Below are 20,013 nucleotides of genomic sequence, written 5' to 3'. Positions count from 1 at the left end.
CTCAGCCGGAGCCCTCCAGGAAGGCGAGGATCTCGCGGTCGCCGCGATCGCGCAGGCGGGCGATGACCTCCTCGCGGGTGCAGCCGTCGGCGAGGCCGATCCGGGCGCCGATCAGGCGGATGCCCTCGGCCTCGGAGGCGACCGGGGCGGTGTAGCCGATCAGGTAGAGGGCCCGGTTCAGGGCCGGGAGGCCGGGGGAGGCGGCGGGGAGGTAGCGGGTCAGCAGCTCGCCGCCGTCGGAGACCGTCAGGAAGACGTGGTCGCCCTCGGAGGCGTTGGAGGCGACCAGGATCGGCCGGATGGACCCCATGGTCGGCTGGTTGTGCCAGCTGATCACCACGTCGCCCGACGGGGTGGAGGCGGTGAGCTGGCCCCCGGGGGCCATGCCCAGGTGCGCGGCGAAGCCGGTGGGCAGGGGGGAGCCCGAGCCGCGCAGGTGCTCGGCGTTGACGTCCACCCGGTGCCACCAGCGCCCGTCGCGGCTGCGGAAGCAGCGGCGGGTCGCCGAGACGTCGCGGCGGGGCTGGTAGTCGGCCTGCTCGGACCCGGCGACCCGGATCCACCCGCGCTGGGTGCGCTCGAAGCCGGGCCCGCCCGCGTAGGCGCGGACCGAGCTCTCGCTCACGTCGTAGCGCGCGGTGAGGTTCGTCACGACCGTGTTGACCGACGCCTCGCCGTTGGACCGTTCGATCTCCCGGACGATCATCTCCCTGATGCCCAGATACTGCTCGCCGCCCCAGCGCGACAGCCCGTACTTGTTGCGGTCCAGCCGCAGGAACCGGTCGTCGGCGGTGAGCTGGTTGCGGATGCCGACGAGGCTGTAGTCCTCGCCGATGCGCTCCTGGATCTCCTCGGGGGTCAGCGCGGTCCCCGCCACCGCGAGCACGGCCTCGGCCTTGTCGTTGACGCTGCGCGGCCAGGGCACCACGTGGCCTTCGAGGACCCGGAGCTGGGGCACCGCGATGAGCCACCGCTCGGCCACGTCCTCGCGGATCCCGAGCTGGCTGACCAGCGTGACGGCCTCGTCGAGGGGGCGCGGCCCGTCGGTGAAGAGCTGGCGGGTCTTCTCCCGCAGCTCGTCGGCGCCGCCCGCCACCAGCCAGCCGTCCACCTGGTCGTAGCCGCTCAGCAGGGTCCGCACGAACCGCCAGGCCGGGATGCCCAGCGTGGCCATGTCGGTGCGGTGCCACGGCACCGCCGCGGCCAGGTCGTCGGCCGGCACGGCGGAGCCGAGCCGGCCCCGCAGCCAGGACACGTGGGCGACCAGCGGCGCGGCGTCCTCACTCGCCAGCCAGGCGTCGACGTGGTCGCGCAGGTCGCGCTCGATCTGCCGGATGCGTTCCCTGGTCACCGAGAACCGCTGGGCCAGGTCGTCGAGCGTGGCCCGCTGCGAGGCGTAGAGGCGGTCCCTGGCGATGGCGCGCTGGCGGTCGTCCAGGGCGGCGAAGACCTCGTCGATCAGCTCGGGCAGCGGCCGGTCCGGCCGGGAGGGACGGACCTGGGCGACACTCTCCTCGGTGACGGGTTCGAGCAGCCGCTCCAGCACGCCGGTGAACAGCTTGTGCACCACTTCCCGGCCGAGCCCCTCGGGCGTGCGGACGCTCTCCGCCGGGTCGGCGAACCTGAGCAGGGGCAGGATGTCGCCGAGCATCAGATGTCCCCAGCACGCCAGGGCGAGATCGGCGAGACGTCCGGCGACCTCTGAGGTCCCGATGGTGGAGCAGGCCCGGTCCAGCGTAAGTGCCTGCCACCATGCCTCTGGGAGACGGGGGTCGGTTGCGATCGGCGCTACCTGGCCGGGAGAGGTCCAGCGCAGGGGTGGCGCGATGTCGCTCAGGCTGAGGTTCATTGAGGTCCAACCGGCAAAGGGGAATATATCCGCAGTTCAGAGTATGTGATCAGGTGGGAAGGAAGGGACTGGCTCGCCCGGAGTAGGAGACATAGAGCAGCTCCCGTGCCCGGGTGCAGGCGACGTAGAGCAGGCCGCGCTCACGCTGGAGGTCGTGTGCCCGGGCCGAGGGGTCCTCACCGGCGGGGGTCAGCGATTCCGGGGACGGCACGATCCCGTCGGCCACGCCGATCACGGCGACCCGCCGGAACTCCAGTCCCTTCATGCCGTGCAACGTCGTCACTCTCACCCCCAACTCGTGCAGGGCGGACCGGGCATCGCGCACGAGGCCGGCGGTCCTGGCGGCCACCCCGATCTCGCGCGGCGGCACGCCGTCCTCCACCCACTGTCCCACTTGTGCGACCAGACCGGTCAGCTCTTCCTCCGGTGAATCGTAGGCTCGGACCATCGGACGGTGCCCGTGCCGGGTGGCATGTAAGCCGTACAGCTCCTGGACCCCCTCCACCAGACCGTCTGCGGGGCCGCCCCCGCGCAGCCGCACCCCCCAGGAGAGGATCTCCTGGGGAAGCCGGTATGACACCTGAAGCCGCCGCTGGATCGCGTCGATTCCCACGGAGCCCAGGGTGACCCGCGTGTCGAAGATGCGCTGGTGCGGATCTCCCACGATGAACAGGTCGTCGCGGGCGTGCGGCACCGCCGCGCGCAGCAGCCGCCACTGCGCGGGGTGCAGGTCCTGCGCCTCGTCCACCACGATGTGCCGGTACGGCTCCCGCCTGGGCGCCGTCTCCTCCAGCAGGTCGCCCGTCGTCTGGCTCAGGAGCAGCGACGCCTCGGCCGCCAGCTGGAGCAGGGTGCGCTTGCCGCGCTCCCGCAGCTCCCCGGTGACGTGCTCGACGGCCCGCCAGACGGCGGTCCGCTCCGGGGCCGTGAGCTCGACGCTGCGGCCCGGACGCGGGGCGCTCAGATACTCCTCCAGGGTCCGGAGGTTCTGCGCCAGCACCACCTGCTCCCACTCGCGCAGCAGGAACGCCGGGCTGTGGTCGCTCTCCGTCTCCTGCCAGAGCGCGGTCATCTCGGTGGCGCCGACCAGCGCGGGCGAGCGCCCCTCGGACTCGGAGACGATGCGGTGGGCCAGCCGGTCGACGTTGCCGACCTCGACCCGCTTGCGTGCCGCCTCGTCCTCGATCAGCAGGTCGAGCCGGGCGGCGAGGTCGGCGCTCAGCCCCTGGGAGAAGGTGACGAGCAGGATCTGGCCGGTGGCGCGCCCGGCCAGGAAGGCCGCGCGCTGGAGGGCGACGAGGGTCTTGCCGGTGCCCACGCCGCCGGTGACCAGCATCGGCTGCTCGTAGGACTCCCAGCGGGCCAGCCGGTGCTGCGGCGGGTGCAGGAACACGCACCAGCCGGGCGCGTCGAGCACGTGGTTCAGCTCGCGCGGGCTGCCGACGAAGACGGCCCGGTCCGGGCTGCGCAGGAGCGCGGCGGCGAAGTCCTCGGGGTCGACCGGGTCCCCGGTGGCGGCGACCGCGCGGCAGGCCTCCAGCTCCCGCCAGGCCCCGGTCATCGACTCGCCCCTGGCCAGCGCGGCCAGCGGCGCGTACTGCGTCGGAGGCAGCAGCGGCTCCAGCGCCTCCAGGATCAGCTCGTCGGTGATCTGCCGGGCGAGCGGCAGGAACCGCCTGTCGACCCCCAGCTCGGCCAGGTCGGTGTCACAGGTGTCGGCGAACAGCCGTGTCGGGGAGGACTCGGCCGCCCTGCGCACGGCGGGCTCCACCCGGTCGAGCGCCTCGGCGTCCCACATCTCGATCACGCCCAGCGCGGTGTTGACGCCGAACCGGTACCGCCGCGCGTAGGCCCACGCCTCGGCGTCCGGCAGCACGGTCAGCAGCCAGTAGACGTCCCGCTGCTTGACCACGACACCGCGATGGCCGTCGCCCAGCCGGAGGGTGACGATCCGGGGGTCCCTGGCGCCCCTGACCCGTTCGGGGTGCGGCGCGCCCGCCACGTTCTGCATGAACCTGCGCACCGCGACGACGGCGTCCCGGCGCACCGGCTGGGCCAGGGCGCCGAGTTCCACGGGGAACTCCGGGGAGATCGCGAGTCGGGGCATCGGCTAGGCCAGCAGGGACAGCAGGTCGCGGTCCCCGCGCTCTCGCAGCCGGCTGAGGAGGTCAGGCAGGCTCACCTGGCCGGTCATGCCGACCCGGGTGGCGATGACCCGGCCGGCCTGCTCCGGGGTGCCGCCCGGCGCGGTGTAGCCGACCAGCCGCAGCGCCTGCGCCGTCGCCTCGACCCCCTTGCCCGCGGCCGGCAGGTGCCTGGCACGCAGCACCCCCTCGTCGGACAGCGTCAGGAACAGGTAACTCCCCTGCTTGGCGCCCACGTCCGTGAGGAGCGTCCTGAGCGATTCCACGACGGGCCGCTCCTGCCAGCTCAGGGTGAGCTCGCCCACCGCGCTGTTGACCGTACGGCTGCCGCCGGGCGACATGCCGAGGTAGGCGGCGAACCCGCTGGGCAGCGGGCACTCGGCTCCCTGGATGTGCTCGGGGGTGACGTCGATCCTGAGCCACCACCGGCCGTCCGGCTGCCGGAAGCAGCGCCGGGTCAGCGAGACGTCCTTGAGCGGCCGGAACGGGCTCTTGCCGGGCTCCCCGTCCGGTCCCTTGCCGCGGGCGTCGGCCACCGGCCGCTCGGCCTTCTCGGCGCGCTCCGCCTTCTCGGCCTTCTCCGCTTTCTCGGCCCGGTCGGCGCTCTTGGCCCTCTCGGCTCCCTTGGCCTTGGTCGCCGAGCCGTTCGCCCGCTGGGGTGGCCGCTGGGGCGGTCGTTGGCCGGCGCCCAGGATGCGGAGCTGGGGGACGTTCTCCAGCCACTCCTTCGAGACCTCGGGGTGGATGCCGAGGGAGGTGACCAGGGCGAGGGCCTTGGTCATCGTCAGCGGCGGCTTGGCGCCGCTGATCACGTCACGCGTGTGGTGGCGCAGCTCGACGATGTCACCCTCCACCAGCCACTCGTCGACCAGGTGGTATTCGGGGAGGCTGGCCAGCACGAACTGCCAGGCGGGCACGTCGAGGGAGTGGAGCTCAAGGGAGTGCCAGTCGGCGGCCGTGATCAGGCGCGTCTTGGGCGCGGCCTTGCCGAGGACCCGCTTGACCTCGGCCAGATGCTCCCGGTACGGCGCGGCCTCGTCCGAGCCGAGCCACGCGCTGAACCGCAGGCGCAGGTCGCCCTCCAGCTCGCGGATCACCTCGGGCTGCACCGCGAAGAGCTTGGCCAGCGCCTCCACGGTCGCCGGTTCGTCGCTGAACAGCCTGTTCTGCGCGATGGCCCAGCTCTTGTCCTCCAGGTTGGCGAAGGCGCCGTCCACCAGCGCGTGAACGCTCTCGGCGGGCCACCGGGCCTCCTCGTCGTCCGCGCCGCTCGCCGCCTCGGCCTCCAGCGCGGCCCGTGCGGCGGGTACGGCCGCGGCCGGTGCCGCCCCGGCGTCCGGGCCGGGCAGGGGCTCCGGGCCGGCGGAAGCGTCCTCGGAGCCGTCTCCCGGGCCGTTCTGCGGGCTGTCCCGCGGGTCGGTTCCCGCGCCCGGCCCGGGGCCGGTCTCCGGGCCGGACCCGGCGGGCTCGGCAGGGACCGCCCCGGCGGCGGGAGCGATGTCCGGCTGGGGTACGGCGACAGCGGCGGGAGCGGCGTCCGGCCGGGGAGCGGCGTCCGGCCACTCCGGCACCGCCCGGAACGGCGCCTCGGGCCCGCCCACGACGGCCCCCGGCACGGCGGCCTGGGACGGCGTCTCCGGACGCGCCGCGACGGCGGCGGCCGCGGCCGCGAGCCCGAAGGCCGCTTCACGCGCTCCCGCCCCGGCCGGGCTCTCGCGGTCCACGGCCATCGACGCGGTCCTGGAATCGACCGCGGCGGGCGCCATCTCCGGGAACCCGGGGCCCGGTCCGGCCCCGGGATGGGCCATCCGGTGGAAGACCGCCGAGAACAGGACGTTCAGCACGGGGAAGGGCTGGATGAACGGCTGGTCGCGCAGCTGGTGGCCGGTGAGGGAGAGGAGGCCGGACCAGGAGCCGGTACGGTCGAGGGCGATGGCCGTGCAGGGCTCGTCGGCCTCGTCGGGATCCAGGACGTACAGGGCGGGGAGCACGTCGCCCACGGCGGCGGCCGGCCAGTGCTCCAGGGCGATCCGGGCCAGGATCTCGGCCAGCTCGTCCGGGTCCAGCACGGCGAGCACCCGGGCCATCGGCAGGCTGCGCCACCAGGCGTCCGGGAGGTCGGGCTGGTCGCGCAGGAGTGGGATCGTGGCCGCGTCGCTCCAGCGCAGCGGCGGCACGAGGTCACTCAGACAGAAGTTCATCCGTTCCCTTCACCAGCCCCTCAAGCCGCCCGAGTCACTCCACGTCGCCGGGGAACGAGACTCATGGAACAGACCATAGTCTGGCAAATCGCCCTGGCGCATCGGGTCTCGTCAGCGGCGTACGGCGGCGAACCGGAGCCGCACGTAGTCGGCCATCCAACCGGTCTCCCGGCGCAGTGCGGGCGCGGCCAGCTCGTTCACCCGGCGCAGCAGCGATTCGACCAGGTCTGCGGGCACTCCCTGGAGCAGTGACCCGGCGAACATCCGAACCCAGTCCGCCGCTCCGTTGGGGCATTCGTCAAGCGGAGTCGGCCGGTCGAAGTACTCCAGCAGGCGGACGACGAACCCGCCCTTCTCCAGCCGCGTGGCGTATTCGGCCGGAGTCGGGAAGTACCAGGGGAGGTCGGGCTCTCGCAGCCCGTGCTCCCGCCACGCGGTGGACAGCGCCGCCGTCAGCGCGGCGCAGTTGCCCGCGCCGCCCATCTCGGCCACGAACCGCCCGCCGGGGGTCAGCGCCTCGCGCACGCTGGATATCACCGCGTCCGGCTCGCGCCCCATCCAGTGCAGGGCGGCGTTGGAGAAGACCGCGTCGTACGGCTGGGCGACCGTGAAGTCGCGGCCGTCGCCGACGATGAAGTCCAGCCCCGGATACTGCGCCAGGGCCTTCTCGATCATCGCCGAGGATCCGTCGATCCCCAGGACGCGGGCCCCCCGGGAGGTGATCTCGGCGGTCAGCACCCCGGTGCCGCAGCCGAGGTCCACGATGCGCTCCCCTGGCTGGGGGTCGAGCAGCTCAACCAGGGGGGCACCATGTGCCGAGACGTATCCGAAGCTGCTGTCATAGGAGCGAGCGTTCCACCTCGTCGGGCTCGGGGCGTCGTATCGCAAGACGATCAGCTCACATTCCGAGACGCCACGGCCTCTTATCGGTGCTCTCCAGACACTTTAGAGCCTCCGAGATGTCGCGACATGTCAGTCCCAGCAGCCTCAGGCCTATCCGGTCTTTCCGTTCCACGCGCGCTGAAGGTATGCCTTGGCGGCGTCGATCTCCGGGATGTTCAGCATCACCGGCTTGGCGGTCGTGGCGGGAAGCCTGGCGGCGAGCTCTCTGTCCAGCGTGCCGCGCATCTGGAGGGCCTCCATCCGGGCCGGGCGGGCGTAGCCCTTGAGGAAGAGGTTCTGGCCCCTGTCGGAGAAGAGGAACTCCTGCCACAGCCGGGCGGCGGCCGGGTGCGGGGCGTTCTTGCTCACGGCCTGGACGTAGTACGAGCTGAGCACCGCGTCACCCGGGATCGCGACCTTCCAGCCCGACCGCTCGGCGTTGTCGTAGTCCCAGTCGAGGACGGCCGAGGCCGTCCGCTCCGACGCCGCGAGGTTGCCCGTCTTCCTCAGGCGCTCGAAGAACTCCACGCCCCGCTTCGCCTGGGGCTCGCCGCGGCTGAGCGAGGCCGCCATCACCGCGTTGAAGGCCGCCGCGCTGTGGCGCGGGTCGCCGGGCAGCGAGACGCTGTAGCCGGGCTTGAGCAGGTCGCCGTAGGAGGTCGGGGCCGCGACCTTGCGGGGGTCGTAGCCGATGGACATGTAGCCCCCGTACCCGGCGTACCAGCGCCCGGCGTTGTCCTTGACGTCGTCGGGGATGTCCTGCCAGTTCTGCACCTTGTACGGGGCGAAGGCGGCGGCGTTGGCCACCGCGACCTCCAGGCTCAGGTCGAACACGTCGGGCTTGAGCCGGGCCGCGGACTCGATCTCCTGCTTGCTGCTCGCGTCCGGCTCCAGCTGGTCGACCTTGATTCCGTACTCTTCGGAGAAGGCGTCGATGATCTCGCCGTAGTTCACCCAGTCGCGCGGCAGCCCGACCACGGTGAGCGAGCCCTCCTTCCGGGCCGTCTCGACGAGGTGCTCCATCGTCGAGAACCCCTCCTGCAGGGAGGCCGCCTGGGGCTTGACCGGCGGTAGTTGTCTGTCCGGGGTAGCCGGGGCGCCGCACCCGGCGATCGTGGCGGTGAGGATCACGGCGGCGGCGGCGCTGATGCGTACGGTCACGCGACGCATACTCCACGTGACGATCGGGTGGATCGAGGAGGCGCGGCCTTTTTTGGTGAACGGCTTACGTCCGGTTTGCCTGGGGAGGGCGCCGGCACGGTCAGCCGGGGACGACCTTCGCCGCCGCGAGCGTCTCCTGGGGGATCTCGACCAGGGTGCCGTCGCGTTTGCGCACGCCGAGCACGCCGTCCCGCCAGAATTCGAGCCGGCCCACGGCGTCGCGAAACCCTTCTGGAACACGGCGTCGTGTGGTTACTCTTTTGCCCACGTCAGAAGGGGTTATGGTGATATTGAGGCGAGCGCCGAGGCCCGGGTTCACCGTCTTTTGCCCCCTCCCGTTTCAGTCATTTGGCGGGCACGGCAATACTAGGGCGTAGCAACCCGCGGTCGAAGTCGTGCCTAGGTGCGTAAAAAAGAAGGAGCCCGAGGTGACCTACGTCATCGCGCAGCCTTGCGTGGACGTCCTGGACAAGGCGTGCATCGAGGAGTGCCCCGTCGATTGCATCTACGAGGGCGAGCGCATGCTCTACATCCACCCTGACGAGTGCGTGGACTGCGGTGCGTGCGAACCCGTCTGTCCCGTTGAAGCGATCTTCTATGAGGACGACCTTCCCGACCAGTGGAAGGACTTCTACAAGGCGAACGTGGACTTCTTCGAAGACCTCGGGTCGCCCGGAGGCGCCTCCAAGGTCGGCAAGATCAACAAGGACCACCCGGTCGTCGCGGTCCTGCCCCCGCAGGCCGAGAGCCACTAGCAGCCTGTGCCGCCGGGCGGGCCGTCCCCGCCCGGCGGAGTCCACGGAGAAGACGTCTTTCCCCTCCCGGCCCTGGTGGGGGACATGCCTAGCGGGGGAGAGCTGTGATCGGCCTGCCGGATTTCCCATGGGATCGGCTCACGCCGCTTAAGGAGCTGGCGCAGTCGCATCCTGAGGGGATCGTCGACCTCTCGGTCGGCACCCCCGTCGACCCGGTGCCGGCCGTCGTACGGCAGGCGCTGGCGGACGCCTCCGACAGTCCGGGCTACCCGCTCACCTACGGCACCGAGCGGCTCCGCTCCGCCGCGGCGGGCTGGCTGCGGCGCCGGCACGGCGTGACCCTGGACCAGGCGGACGTGCTGCCGCTGATCGGCTCCAAGGAGTTCGTGGCCTGGCTGCCGACGCTGCTGGGCATCGGTTCCGGCCAGCGCGTGATCTTCCCCGAGCTGGCCTACCCCACCTACGACGTGGGCGCCCGTCTCGCGGGCGCCGAGCCGTACGCCACCGACGGGCTGCTGGCGCTCGGGCCCGAGCGGGTGCCGCTGGTCTGGGTGAACTCCCCGTCCAACCCGACGGGCAAGGTCCTGCCCGCCGAGCACCTGCGCAAGGTCGTCTCGTGGGCGCGCGAGCACGGCGCGGTCGTGGCCTCCGACGAGTGCTACATCGAGCTGGGCTGGGAGGAGCGGCCGGTCTCGATCCTGCACCCGGACGTGTGCGGCGGGTCGCACGAGGGCCTGCTCGCGGTGCACTCGCTGTCCAAGCGCTCCAACCTGGCGGGCTACCGTGCCGGGTTCGTCGCGGGCGACCCGGCGCTGATCCGGCGGCTGCTGGAGGTCCGCAAGCACGCCGGCATGCTCATGCCGGCGCCGGTCCAGGCGGCGATGGCCGTGGCCCTGGACGACGACGAGCACGCCGAGGAGCAGCGCGCCCGTTACGCCGCCCGCCGGGCGGCGCTCCGTCCCGCCCTGGAGGCGGCCGGCTGGGAGATCGAGCACTCCACCGCGGGCCTGTACCTGTGGGCGTCCAACGGCACGGACTGCTGGAAGCAGGTGCGCGCGCTGGCCGATAAGGGGATTTTGGTGGCACCCGGTGATTTCTACGGAGAAGCCGGTGGCGGACATATCCGAATTGCCGTGACCGCGAGCGACGAACGCATCAGTGCGGCGGTCCGCCGCCTCCAGTAGGATCGCGCGGCATGACCCCTGAGGTCGCCGCGATACTCGGACTGAGCGCAGTGACACTGGTTCTTTTGCTTGGCGCGTTCTTCGCGACCACGCGTCAGGACAGGAAGCCGCGCAAGGCGGAGCCGCCCGGCGATACCCCCCTCCAGCCGGCCGAGGTCGCGCCGCCGCCTCAGCCGAGCGCGGGCCATGTCGGCATCGACTACCCCGACCCCCGCACGATCAAGGTGGGCGACACGATCGACTGCCAGAGCGTGCGGACCCGCGTCCTGGGCGCGATGTACCTGTCATGGCAGGGAAACCAGTGGACGGAGTACCTGCTCGACGACGGGACCCGCCGCTACCAGTGGCTGTCGATCGAGACGCGTGCCGGCCTGAACCCGGGTGACCCGCCCCACCTCGAGGTGCTGCTGTGGACGCCGGTGCCCACGCAGGGCATGATCCCGGCCAAGACCACGCTGAGCGTCGAGGGAGTCGAGTTCTTCCCGGTGGACCGCGGGACCGCGGCCTTCCGCGGGGAGGGCGTCACCTCGATGCCCGAGCGGGGCCTGCTCGACTTCGCCGACTACCGGGCCGCCGACGGCCGCCTGCTCTGCTTCGAGCGGCTCCAGGGACAGCCCTGGAGCTCCTCCTACGCCCAGCCGCTGCCGCCGGGCTCCATCAAGATCGAGAAGAAGGGCTAGGAGATCTCGACCTTGCCCGCCGGGGCTCCGGCGTCGGCCTTCCACGCGTCGTCACCGCTCACCGGAGCCCAGCTCCGGCCGTTGTAGCGGACCCGCCGCAGCCCGAACTCCTTGGCGTGGGCGATCGACCAGCCGGACATCAGCCAGCCGTGCTTCTGCGAGGTGGCGTTGAGCGTGGTCCCGGAGCCGAGCGCACGGGCGAGCTCCTGCCTGGCCCCGGCGGCGCCGGCGACGGGCGTCTTCCCGGTGGGGGCGGGGAACCAGCAGTGCACGGCCTGGGGCACCCGCCCGGTGAACGCCGCGGCGAGGATCTTCGCCTCCCCCTCGTGCTGGGCGTAGGCCGAGCCGTCGGCCGAGCGCTGCACCTCCTGGGCCGCCTCGTGGAGCGGCAGCTTCCGGTAGCGCTTCACCTTCACCAGCGCGGAGAAGAACTTGCCCGAGGAGTAGACCGGGTCGACGAGCTGCTCGGGCCTGCCCCAGCCCTGCGAGGGCCGCTGCTGGAACACCCCGACCGAGTCGCGGTCGCCGAACGGCAGGTTCAGCAGCTTGGACTCCTGGATGCCGGTGGCGTACGCGATCACGACGGCCCGCTCGGGCAGTTTCCTGCGGGCCGCCACCGCCGCGATGACCGAGGCCACCTGGGCCTGCGGGATCTCCAGCTCCAAGGAGCCCTCCGGGGTGGTGATCTTGCACCCCTCCACCGGCTCGGTGAACGGCGTGACCCTGTTGAGCAGGGCGAAGATACCCACGGTGATGGCCACCGCGAGCACGCCCACGATCACGATGATCGCGATGACCCCTTTGGAGAATCGCCGTCGCACCCTGAAGAACCTACCGGTCCCGGGCAGGGGAAGAACCGCCGGAAATTATCGGTCTAATCTTGAAGTCGGACGGTCGCCCTCTGTTATCGTTCCACACGTTCTGCGGGCAGGGCTTGTCCGTCGCGACGCCCTGCGGCCTAGCGAGAAGCCGCCTCCTCCGGGAGGCGGGAAGCCGCTTTCGCGTGGGAGCGGAGGAGCCACGATCCAGACCCATTCCAGCCCGCTGCCGGCGGCCGTCGACGAGCTGTGGGAGCGCCGGACCGAGCTGGGTCCCGGTGACGCCGAGGCGCGGAGCGTCGTCGTCGGCGCCGTCGACATGCTCGACACCGGCAGAGCCCGGGTCGCCGCCGTCTCCCCCACCGGCGAGGTGGTCGTGGACGAGCGGGCCAAGCGGGCCATCCTGCTGGCGTTCCGCGTGCTCGGCATGGCCAGGTCCCAGGTGGGAGACTTCCACCATCACGACCGCGTCCCGCTGAAGACCTCCTTCGACGGCGTCCGCGTGGTGCCCGGGGCGATCGCCCGCTGGGGCGCCTACGTCGCGCCCGGCGTGGTGCTGATGCCCTCCTTCGTCAACATCGGCGCCTACGTGGACGCCGGGACCATGGTGGACACCTGGGCCACGGTCGGCTCGTGCGCCCAGATCGGCAAGAACGTCCACCTGTCCGGCGGGGTCGGGATCGGCGGCGTCCTGGAGCCCCCGAACGCGGTCCCGGTGGTCGTCGAGGACGACGCGCTGATCGGCAGCCGCGCGATGATCGTGGAAGGGGCCCGGGTGGGCAGGGGCGCGGTGGTCGGCGCCGGCACCATCCTGTCCGCCTCGATGCCCGTCATCGACGTACGGACGGGTGAGGAGCTGGGCCGGGGCCGCGTCCCCGACTGGTGCGTGGCGGTCGGCGGCACCCGCAACCGGGAGTTCCCCGGTGGCACCTTCGGGCTGCCCTGCGTGCTGGTGCTCAAGCGCCTGCGGGAGGGGCGGCGGCACGACAAGGCGGAGCTCAACGAGATCCTCCGCGAGCACGGCGTCAACGCCTGAGCCGCGGCCGGGGCGCGCGCCGGCGCGCACCGCACGCGCGGTGCACGGTGCGCGACGGGGTCCGTGCGGCGGGTGAGGTGTGACGGGGCGCGCGGTGCGTGAGCGTCGTGGGTGTCAGGGCGTGAGGAGCTCGACGACCCTGCGCTGGGCGGGTGACAGGGAGCCGACCATCATCGCGCTGAGCGTCTCTCCCGCCACGGCCCCCGCCGGGCCGCCGGGCCCGGCCGCCGCACGGTCGCCGGCCGACACGGCGTCCATGAAGGGGCGCAGCGCGTCGGCCAGCTCGGCGGCGAGCGCCGCGACCTCCGGGTCGTCGGGGGAGGCGTCCTGCAGCGCCTCGAACCGGAGCCCGATGTCCCACATCCGGCGCTGGAGCCTCTCGTCGCCCATCGACATCCGGTAGACGCCGGTCAGCGCCCGTGCCGCCTCCGGCGCCGCCGCCTCCAGCAGGGTGATCGTCTCCCGTTCCCGCTCCAGCAGTGGGTGGGAGGGGAAGATCTGTTCCAGCTCGGCGAAGATGTGGCCCATCTCCGGCGTCAGCGCCGGATCGCGACCGGTGTGCATGAGCTCGGCGAGCATGGCCCGCTGCCGCCGGACGGCCTCCTCCTCCCTGGCCAGGTCGGCGTCCAGATCCGCCAGCGCCTCGCGCAGGTCCTGCCTGGGACTGAGCACCCGGCCGATGTCGGGAAGGCTCATGCCGAGGGCCGTCAGCCGGCGGATCCTGATCAGGCGGACCACGTCGGCCATGCCGTACAGCCGGTAGCCCGCCGCGGTCCGCGGGGGTTCGGCCAGCAGCGCCACCTGGTGGTAGTGGCGGATCGTCCTGGTCGTGACGCCGGCCAGCGCGGCCAGTTCGCCGATGCGTAACACGCCTTCCAGTAAAGCCCACGGCCGGGGATAAGGTCGCGAGCATGAGTACGCGTCTGGATCTCACACAGGATGTCGGGGCGCTCACCGCGCGGATCGTCGACGTCGAGTCGGTCAGCGGCGACGAGAAGGCACTGGCGGACGCGGTCGAGGAGGCCCTGCGCCCCCTCCCGCATCTGAGCGTGCACCGCGACGGCGAGGCGATCGTCGCCCGCACCGAGCTCGGCCGCGGCGAGCGGGTGGTGATCGCCGGGCACATCGACACCGTCCCGGTCGCCGGCAACCTGCCCAGCCGGGTCGAGGGCGACCTGCTGTACGGCTGCGGCACCTCGGACATGAAAGCCGGCGTCGCGGTCGCGCTGAAGCTGGCCGCGGCGCTCCGGGAGCCGAGCCGGGACGTCACCTACGTCTTCTACGACTGCGAGGAGATCGAGGCCGAGCGCAACGGCCTGCTCCGGCTCAGCCGCCGGCACCCCGCGTTGCTCGCGGGTGACTTCGCGGTGCTCATGGAGCCCACCGACGGCGTGATCGAGGGCGGCTGCCAGGGCACGCTCCGGGCCCAGATCACGACCCGTGGCAAGCGCGCGCACAGCGCGAGGTCCTGGCTCGGGGTCAACGCCGTCCACGCCGCCGAGCCGGTCCTCGCGATCCTGAACGCCTACCGGGCCAGGCTGCCGGTGGTGGACGGGCTGGAGTACCACGAGGGCCTGAACGCGGTGGCGATCGGCGGCGGCGTGGCCGGCAACGTGATCCCCGACGAGTGCGTGGTGACCGTCAACTACCGCTTCGCCCCCGACCTGTCCCTGGAGGCTGCCCAGGAGCACGTGAGCGAGGTGTTCGACGGCTTCGAGGTCCGGTTCACCGACGGGGCCGCGGCGGCGCGGCCCGGCCTGACCCATCCGGTGGCGGCGGCCTTCCTGGAGGCCGTCGGCGGCACCCCCAGGGCCAAACTCGGCTGGACCGATGTATCGCTGTTCTCCAGCCTTGGGGTCCCCGCCGTGAACTACGGTCCGGGCGACCCGAATCTGGCGCATCAGCGCGGGGAGTACGTCTCGCTGGAGAAGATCGCCGACTGCGAGCGCAGAATGCTCGGCTGGCTGGGCTGACCTGGGCAGACGTCGTCCGGGCGGATGGGCATAAATGAAAGTGGCTTTCCTCGCCGGCCATTTGGCGGGGAAAGCCACTTTCAGTCCCGAGCAGCACCCTCGGCAGTTAGACGCAGGCTCGTCGAAATCCGGTTCCGTCTTTTCCCGGAGATTTTCCAAGATTTTTCTGAAGGCGGCGCTACGGTGACCGACATGAAGAAGACACGTCCGGAACGCCGTCAGGGAGCCGCCGTGGTCCGCGGCGATCTCGTCTCCGACTCCACCCATGACCAGCGGCTTCTTGATCGCAGAGGCCCGGCCGACTGGCTGCACATGGACCCGTGGCGGGTGATGCGCATCCAGGCGGAGTTCGTGGAGGGCTTCGGTCAGCTCGCCGAGCTTCCTCAGGCGGTGACCGTCTTCGGGTCCGCCCGTAGTCCCGAGGACACGCCCGAGTATGAGATGGGCGTCCAGATTGGCCGGAAACTCTCCGAGGCGGGCTACGCCGTGATCACCGGTGGCGGCCCCGGCTGCATGGAGGCGGCCAACAAGGGAGCCAGGGAGGCGGGCGGGGTCTCCGTCGGCCTCGGCATCGAACTCCCCTTCGAGCAGCACATGAACGAATACGTGGATCTCGGCATCGAGTTCCGCTACTTCTTCGTCCGCAAGACCATGTTCGTGAAGTACTCCTGCGGCTTCGTCGCGCTGCCGGGCGGCTTCGGCACGATGGACGAGCTGTTCGAGGCGCTGACGCTGGTCCAGACGCGCAAGGTCACCTCCTTCCCCGTCGTGCTGATGGGCACGGAGTTCTGGGGAGGGCTGCTCGACTGGATCAAGAACACCCTCGTGTCCAGCGGCAAGATCTCCCTGGCTGACGTGGATCTCGTCCACGTCACCGACGACGTGGACGAGGCCGTACGGATCATCGCCGACGCCGACCGGAACAGGGCGGAGCGGCTCAGGGAGGAACAGCGGGCGGTCCGTAACACGGTCGGCGACGCCCAATAGGGTTTGCCCGTGTTCATTTGTGTATTCCTGGCATCGAGTCAGAAGATCGACAACAAGTATCTGACCCTGGCCGAGGAGGTCGGCGCCGAGCTGGCCAGGCGGGGGCACGCACTAGTGAGCGGGGGCGCCAAGGTCTCCTGCATGGGCGCGGTGGCACGGGCGGCACGCGCGGGCGGGGGCCGGACCATCGGGGTGATCCCGCAGGCCCTGGTGGACATCGAGGTCGCCGACGAGGAGTCCGACGAGCTGATCGTCACCACCGACATGCGTGAGCGCAAGGGCATCATGGACGCCCGCTCCGATGCCTTCCTGGTCCTGCCCGGCGGCATCGGGACGCTGGAGGAGCTGTTCGAGATCTGGACGTCGCGGACGATCGGCCTGCACGACAAGCCGCTGGTGCTCCTCGACCCGTGGGGCGTCTACGCGCCGTTGAGGAGCCTGGTGGAGGGGATGCACGAGCAGGGGTTCACCCGGCCGGACGTCTTCGACGCGATCTCCTGGACCACCACGGTCGAGGAGGCGTTCCGGCACCTGGAGAAGACGACCACGTACCTGGTGCCCAGCGCCGAGGAGCTAGGCGAGGCCACGGCGGGTTAGCGCGGGCGGCCGCCGCCCGGCCAGGGACTCGGTCATCTCGACCGCCAGCCGTACCTGAGCGGGGCGGGTGGTGCGGAAGACCCGGGCGCCGGCCCAGGCGCAGATCGAGGCCGCGGCGAGTTCCGCGGCCTCGCTGCCGTCTCCGGCCAGCGCGGCGGGCGTGACGGCGACGGTGTGCCCGGCACGGGTGAGCTCCTCGATCTCGGCGATCGAGTGGGCCTCGGCCCAATCGGGGTCACCCGGGTCATCGGGAGCGAACACCACGAGAGCTGTCATGGCGCGATCCTAGATCAGAGGAGTTGTGGCACGATTCGTATGTGCTGGTCGTACTCGCTCTCGCTGCCGTAGCCATCCTCGCAGGCGTGGTGGTGGTCGCCATGGGCGGGGGCGGCGAACTGAGCGAGTTCGCGCCCGACGTCCCCCCGCTGGATCTACCCGCCGCCGGGCAGGTCGGCTCCGCCGACCTCATGGCCCTGCAACTCCCGGTCAGCCTCGTCGGATATCACACGCAGAGCGTGGACGAGACCCTGAACCGGATCGTGAACGCGCTGAGCGAGCGCGACACCAGGATCGCGGTGCTCGAACAGCGGGTGGCGGAGCTGCTGGCCGGCAGGCTCCAGGCCCGCCAGGAGATCCACGCCGGCCCGCTGACCGCCCCGCGTACCGAGCACGAGCCCGAGGGCCCCGCGGAGTTCCCCGAGCTGTCCGAGACGCCGCCGGAGTCTCTCGCCGCCCGTGACGGCGACGGCGCGGACGTCCGTGAGGATGACGGCGAAGACGTGCGGGGGCGCGACGGGGAGGCCGTCCGGGAGAGTGACGGGGAAGCCGTCCGCGACGGTGATCGGGAGGACGGCTGGGAACGCGACCGGCTGGGCGTGCCGGACGCGAAGGAGGTCCGATGACCGAGTCCGTGGAGCCCGTCCGCTGCGGCTGGGTGAGCTCGGCCCCCGACTACCTCGCCTACCACGACGAGGAGTGGGGCCGCAGGGTCGAGGGCGACGACCGCGTGTTCGAGCGGCTCACCCTGGAGGCCTTCCAGTCCGGCCTGTCATGGATCACGATCCTGCGCAAGCGGGAGAACTTCCGGGCCGCCTTCGCCGGGTTCTCGATCCCGGCCGTGGCGGCGTTCGGCCCGTCCGACGTGGATCGCCTGCTGGCCGACACCGGCATCGTCCGCAACCGGGCCAAGATCGAGGCCGCGATCGCCAACGCCAGGGCCGCCCTCGACGTCGGCCTGTCCGACCTCGTCTGGCGTCACGCCGACCCGGCCTCCCCCGTCCCGAAGACCCTGGCGGACGTGCCCGCCCATACTCCCGGCTCCAAGGCGCTCGCCAAGGAGCTCAGGTCGCACGGCTTCCGGTTCGTCGGCCCCACCACCGCCTACGCGCTGATGCAGGCCATCGGCCTGGTCAACGACCACCTGTCCGACTGCTGGGTGCGCGACGCGGGCAGCTAGCGCGCCGGGCGGGCCGTTAGTTTCCCGGTCAGCGCCGCTGTGATCCGGCCCTGTCCGCCAGCTTGAGGAAGTGCGCGGCCAGTGGGTGCGCGCCGCGGGCCGGAACGGCCAGGCGCACGGCCTCCGGCGGGGCGTTCTTCAGCCGGACGAAGCGGACGTCCGGGTGCGGCTGCCGATGTATGACCGATTCCGGGGCCACCCCGATCCCGTGGCCGGCCGCCACCGCCTCCAGCCACTCGTCGAAGTTGCCACTGGTGCAGGCGAGGCTGGGCCGGTGCCCCTCGGGCCAGTGCTCCGGCCGGACGGTGCCGCTCACGGTGTTGACGACCAGCGGAAGGCCGGCCAGCTCCGTCCAGTCCATCACCCGGCGGCGTGCCACGGCGGCGGCGGCCCCGCCGGCGGAGCGGGAGACCGCGGCGACCCTCGGCTCGTGGAAGAGCGTCGTGACGCGCAGGGAGCCGTCGGCCGGATCGCCGCGTAGCACCGCGACGTCGGCCTCCCCGGTGTCGAGGCCGGCCAGTGCGGAGTCGCGGCGCACCAGCCGTACGCCCGCACCGGTCTCCGCCTCGAACGCCGAGACCAATGAGGAGCACGCCGCGGGCAGCAGCCAGGTGAAGCCCAGTCGTAACGTGGCCTTGGCACAGAGAGCACGCAGGGCCTCTCCCAGCCGGGGCAGCAGGGCGCCGAGGTCCCGGTAGAGACGCCGTCCCGCTTCGGTCGGCTCCACCCGGCGGGTAGAGCGATCCAGGAGCCGGGCGCCGACGGCCTCCTCCAGCGCTCGAACCGTGCGTGTCAGGGCCGGCTGGCCGATGCGCAGCCGGTGGGCGGCGTAGGTGAAGCTCCGTTCCTCCATGACCGCGACGAACCCGCGCAGGTGTCGCAGCTCCACATCCAGGCCGTCCAGGCCGTCTTCCGTATTCATGCCCGCCAAGCATAAACGCGGTGAGCCGGGCATTTCCGTGGGCCCCACGGGCCTGCCTACGCTCCCGGCCACGTGCTTCCGCGATCGATCGCACACCAGTCCGTCGCATGCGAGAAGCGCGAGAGGAAGGAGATGTGCTGTGCGCAACGTCCTGCTCCTGGCCCTGGGGGCGTTCACTCTCGGCCTGGACGCGTATGTCATGGCAGGGCTGCTGCCTGTCGTGGCCGCGGATCTCGGCACCACGGTGTCGCTGGCCGGTCAGATGGTGACGGTGTTCACTCTCGCCTACGCCGTGTCGGCGCCGCTGGTCACGGGCCTGCTGTCGCACCTGCGGCCCAGAACGACGTTGGTGGCGGCCCTCGCGCTGTTCAGCCTCGGCAACGGGCTCACCGCGCTCGCCCCCTCGCTCGCCCTGCTGCTCGCCTCCCGGGTGCTGGCCGGAGTGGGCGCCGGGGTGTACTCGGCGCTGTCCACCGCCGCCGCCTCCGCGCTGGTGCCCGGGGAGCGGCGCGGGCGGGCGCTCGCCCTGGTGATGGGCGGGATGAGTTCCGGGACGGTGCTGGGAGTGCCGCTGGGGGTGCTGCTCGCCGGGCACACCGGCTGGCGGGCCACGATGTGGCTGATCACGGCGCTGGGCGCGGCCGCGATGGTCGGGCTGGCCGCGCTGCTGCCTCCGGTGCCGGCGGAGCCGCCCGTCCCGGTACGGACCCGGCTCGCGGCCTTGACCGACCGCGTGGTGGCTCCGGTGGTCGCGGTGTCGTTCCTGGCCGCCGTGGCCAGCCTCGGTCTCTACACCTATCTCGCGCCGGTGCTGGAGTCGGCGGGCGGCGTGCACGAGGTGGCGCCCTACCTGTGGGCCTGGGGGGCGGGCGGGGTGCTCGGAAGTGTCGCGGTGGGCCCGCTGGTCGACCGTACGGGTCGGGTCCTCGCGCTCGTGGGCGGGGTGCTCGCCGCGATCGCGCTGACGCAGGCGCTCCTGCCCCCGCTGGCCGGAGGGATGCTGCCCGCCGCGGCCGTGGCGATGGTGATCTGGGGTGCGGCGGGTTGGGCGCTCCAGGTGCCGCAGCAGCATCGGCTGCTCGCGCTGCGGGCCGAGCGCGGCACGGTCGCGCTGGCTCTGAACAACTCGGCTCTCTACTTGGGCAGCGCGGTCGGCTCGGCGCTGGGCGGGCTGGCCCTCTCGGCGGGCATCGCGGCGTACGCGCTGCCGTGGGCCGCCTCGGGGGTGGCGGCACTGGCGCTGGTGCTCCACCTCGCGACGGTGACCCGGGGACGGCGGATCCGGGCCCGCCGCGCGCGCGGCGATGCCGGACCGCGTCCGGCCGGCTGCACGCGATGAGGAGAACAGCCGCCCACCCATGCTCGGCC

The 20,013-nt window shown here is 72.0% G+C and carries 20 protein-coding genes; 10 read left to right on the top strand and 10 right to left on the bottom strand.

All coding sequences use genetic code 11. The features are described from left to right. Position 1: 1 nt before the first annotated feature. From SROS_RS40760 to SROS_RS54680, 6 genes are all read right to left on the bottom strand, one after another. The gene (locus SROS_RS40760) at positions 2 to 1,849 is read right to left on the bottom strand and encodes a sigma factor-like helix-turn-helix DNA-binding protein (protein ID WP_012894814.1); all 1,848 of its coding nucleotides are present in this window, start codon (positions 1,847 to 1,849) and stop codon (positions 2 to 4) included. Between the two features lie 49 nt (positions 1,850 to 1,898). Continuing rightward, positions 1,899 to 3,956: a UvrD-helicase domain-containing protein gene (locus SROS_RS40755; RefSeq protein ID WP_012894813.1), complete on the bottom strand. Its 2,058-nt coding sequence runs from the start codon at positions 3,954 to 3,956 to the stop codon at positions 1,899 to 1,901. Between the two features lie 3 nt (positions 3,957 to 3,959). After that, a complete protein-coding gene (locus tag SROS_RS40750; protein WP_012894812.1) occupies positions 3,960 to 6,194 on the bottom strand; it encodes a hypothetical protein in 2,235 nt (744 codons plus the stop codon). 111 nt (positions 6,195 to 6,305) lie between these two features. Beyond that, a complete protein-coding gene (locus tag SROS_RS40745; protein WP_012894811.1) occupies positions 6,306 to 7,082 on the bottom strand; it encodes a class I SAM-dependent methyltransferase in 777 nt (258 codons plus the stop codon). A 105-nt stretch (positions 7,083 to 7,187) separates the two neighbouring features. Further along, the gene (locus tag SROS_RS40740; RefSeq protein ID WP_043653949.1) at positions 7,188 to 8,246 is read right to left on the bottom strand and encodes an ABC transporter substrate-binding protein; all 1,059 of its coding nucleotides are present in this window, start codon (positions 8,244 to 8,246) and stop codon (positions 7,188 to 7,190) included. 91 nt (positions 8,247 to 8,337) lie between these two features. Continuing rightward, a complete protein-coding gene (locus SROS_RS54680; protein ID WP_425358625.1) occupies positions 8,338 to 8,505 on the bottom strand; it encodes a putative acetyltransferase in 168 nt (55 codons plus the stop codon). Between the two features lie 160 nt (positions 8,506 to 8,665). On the opposite strand from SROS_RS54680, the gene fdxA reads away from it, so the two are divergent. From fdxA to SROS_RS40720, 3 genes are all read left to right on the top strand, one after another. Continuing rightward, on the top strand, positions 8,666 to 8,992 hold the full coding sequence (gene fdxA, locus SROS_RS40730; protein ID WP_012894808.1) for a ferredoxin: 327 nt from the start codon (positions 8,666 to 8,668) through the stop codon (positions 8,990 to 8,992). A gap of 104 nt (positions 8,993 to 9,096) precedes the next feature. Beyond that, positions 9,097 to 10,176, top strand: a complete 1,080-nt coding sequence (gene dapC / locus SROS_RS40725) for a succinyldiaminopimelate transaminase (RefSeq protein ID WP_012894807.1) — start codon at positions 9,097 to 9,099, stop codon at positions 10,174 to 10,176. An 11-nt stretch (positions 10,177 to 10,187) separates the two neighbouring features. Continuing rightward, entirely contained in the window at positions 10,188 to 10,856 is a 669-nt protein-coding gene (locus tag SROS_RS40720) for a DUF4178 domain-containing protein (protein ID WP_012894806.1), read from the top strand. Here the strand turns inward: SROS_RS40720 and SROS_RS40715 are convergent. Continuing rightward, on the bottom strand, positions 10,853 to 11,677 hold the full coding sequence (locus SROS_RS40715) for a hypothetical protein (RefSeq protein WP_012894805.1): 825 nt from the start codon (positions 11,675 to 11,677) through the stop codon (positions 10,853 to 10,855). The two genes, SROS_RS40720 and SROS_RS40715, sit on opposite strands and share 4 nt — an antisense overlap. 202 nt (positions 11,678 to 11,879) lie before the next feature. Between SROS_RS40715 and SROS_RS40710 the strand changes: the two genes are divergently transcribed. Then, a complete protein-coding gene (locus tag SROS_RS40710) occupies positions 11,880 to 12,710 on the top strand; it encodes a 2,3,4,5-tetrahydropyridine-2,6-dicarboxylate N-succinyltransferase (RefSeq protein ID WP_012894804.1) in 831 nt (276 codons plus the stop codon). A 114-nt stretch (positions 12,711 to 12,824) separates the two neighbouring features. On the opposite strand, the gene SROS_RS40705 is transcribed toward SROS_RS40710, so the two are convergent. Beyond that, positions 12,825 to 13,580, bottom strand: a complete 756-nt coding sequence (locus SROS_RS40705) for a MerR family transcriptional regulator (protein ID WP_012894803.1) — start codon at positions 13,578 to 13,580, stop codon at positions 12,825 to 12,827. Positions 13,581 to 13,621: 41 nt separating this feature from the next. Between SROS_RS40705 and dapE the strand changes: the two genes are divergently transcribed. From dapE to SROS_RS40690, 3 genes are all read left to right on the top strand, one after another. Then, entirely contained in the window at positions 13,622 to 14,683 is a 1,062-nt protein-coding gene (gene dapE, locus SROS_RS40700) for a succinyl-diaminopimelate desuccinylase (protein ID WP_012894802.1), read from the top strand. A gap of 192 nt (positions 14,684 to 14,875) precedes the next feature. Then, on the top strand, positions 14,876 to 15,670 hold the full coding sequence (locus SROS_RS40695; RefSeq protein ID WP_043658004.1) for an LOG family protein: 795 nt from the start codon (positions 14,876 to 14,878) through the stop codon (positions 15,668 to 15,670). A 9-nt stretch (positions 15,671 to 15,679) separates the two neighbouring features. Next, positions 15,680 to 16,267, top strand: a complete 588-nt coding sequence (locus SROS_RS40690; protein WP_012894800.1) for an LOG family protein — start codon at positions 15,680 to 15,682, stop codon at positions 16,265 to 16,267. Here SROS_RS40690 and SROS_RS40685 read toward each other — a convergent pair. Next, entirely contained in the window at positions 16,244 to 16,543 is a 300-nt protein-coding gene (locus SROS_RS40685; protein WP_043653947.1) for a hypothetical protein, read from the bottom strand. The two genes, SROS_RS40690 and SROS_RS40685, sit on opposite strands and share 24 nt — an antisense overlap. A 41-nt stretch (positions 16,544 to 16,584) precedes the next feature. Between SROS_RS40685 and SROS_RS46655 the strand changes: the two genes are divergently transcribed. Both SROS_RS46655 and SROS_RS40675 read left to right on the top strand, forming a co-directional pair. After that, positions 16,585 to 17,169, top strand: coding sequence for a hypothetical protein (locus SROS_RS46655; protein ID WP_052317145.1), 585 nt, complete (start codon positions 16,585 to 16,587; stop codon positions 17,167 to 17,169). After that, positions 17,166 to 17,723 (top strand): DNA-3-methyladenine glycosylase I, encoded by a 558-nt coding sequence (locus tag SROS_RS40675; protein WP_012894798.1) that lies wholly within the window; start codon positions 17,166 to 17,168, stop codon positions 17,721 to 17,723. The genes SROS_RS46655 and SROS_RS40675 overlap by 4 nt, the downstream gene beginning before the upstream one ends. A gap of 28 nt (positions 17,724 to 17,751) precedes the next feature. Here the strand turns inward: SROS_RS40675 and SROS_RS40670 are convergent, their stop codons facing one another. Further along, positions 17,752 to 18,645, bottom strand: coding sequence for a LysR family transcriptional regulator (locus tag SROS_RS40670; protein ID WP_012894797.1), 894 nt, complete (start codon positions 18,643 to 18,645; stop codon positions 17,752 to 17,754). A 139-nt stretch (positions 18,646 to 18,784) separates the two neighbouring features. Here SROS_RS40670 and SROS_RS40665 point away from each other — a divergent pair, with 139 nt between their 5' ends. Next, the gene (locus tag SROS_RS40665; protein WP_012894796.1) at positions 18,785 to 19,984 is read left to right on the top strand and encodes an MFS transporter; all 1,200 of its coding nucleotides are present in this window, start codon (positions 18,785 to 18,787) and stop codon (positions 19,982 to 19,984) included. The last annotated feature ends 29 nt before the right edge of the window (positions 19,985 to 20,013 follow it).

This window comes from Streptosporangium roseum DSM 43021, from assembly GCF_000024865.1.
Classification (GTDB): domain Bacteria; phylum Actinomycetota; class Actinomycetes; order Streptosporangiales; family Streptosporangiaceae; genus Streptosporangium; species Streptosporangium roseum.
This window is presented reverse-complemented; position numbering and strand designations above follow the sequence as displayed.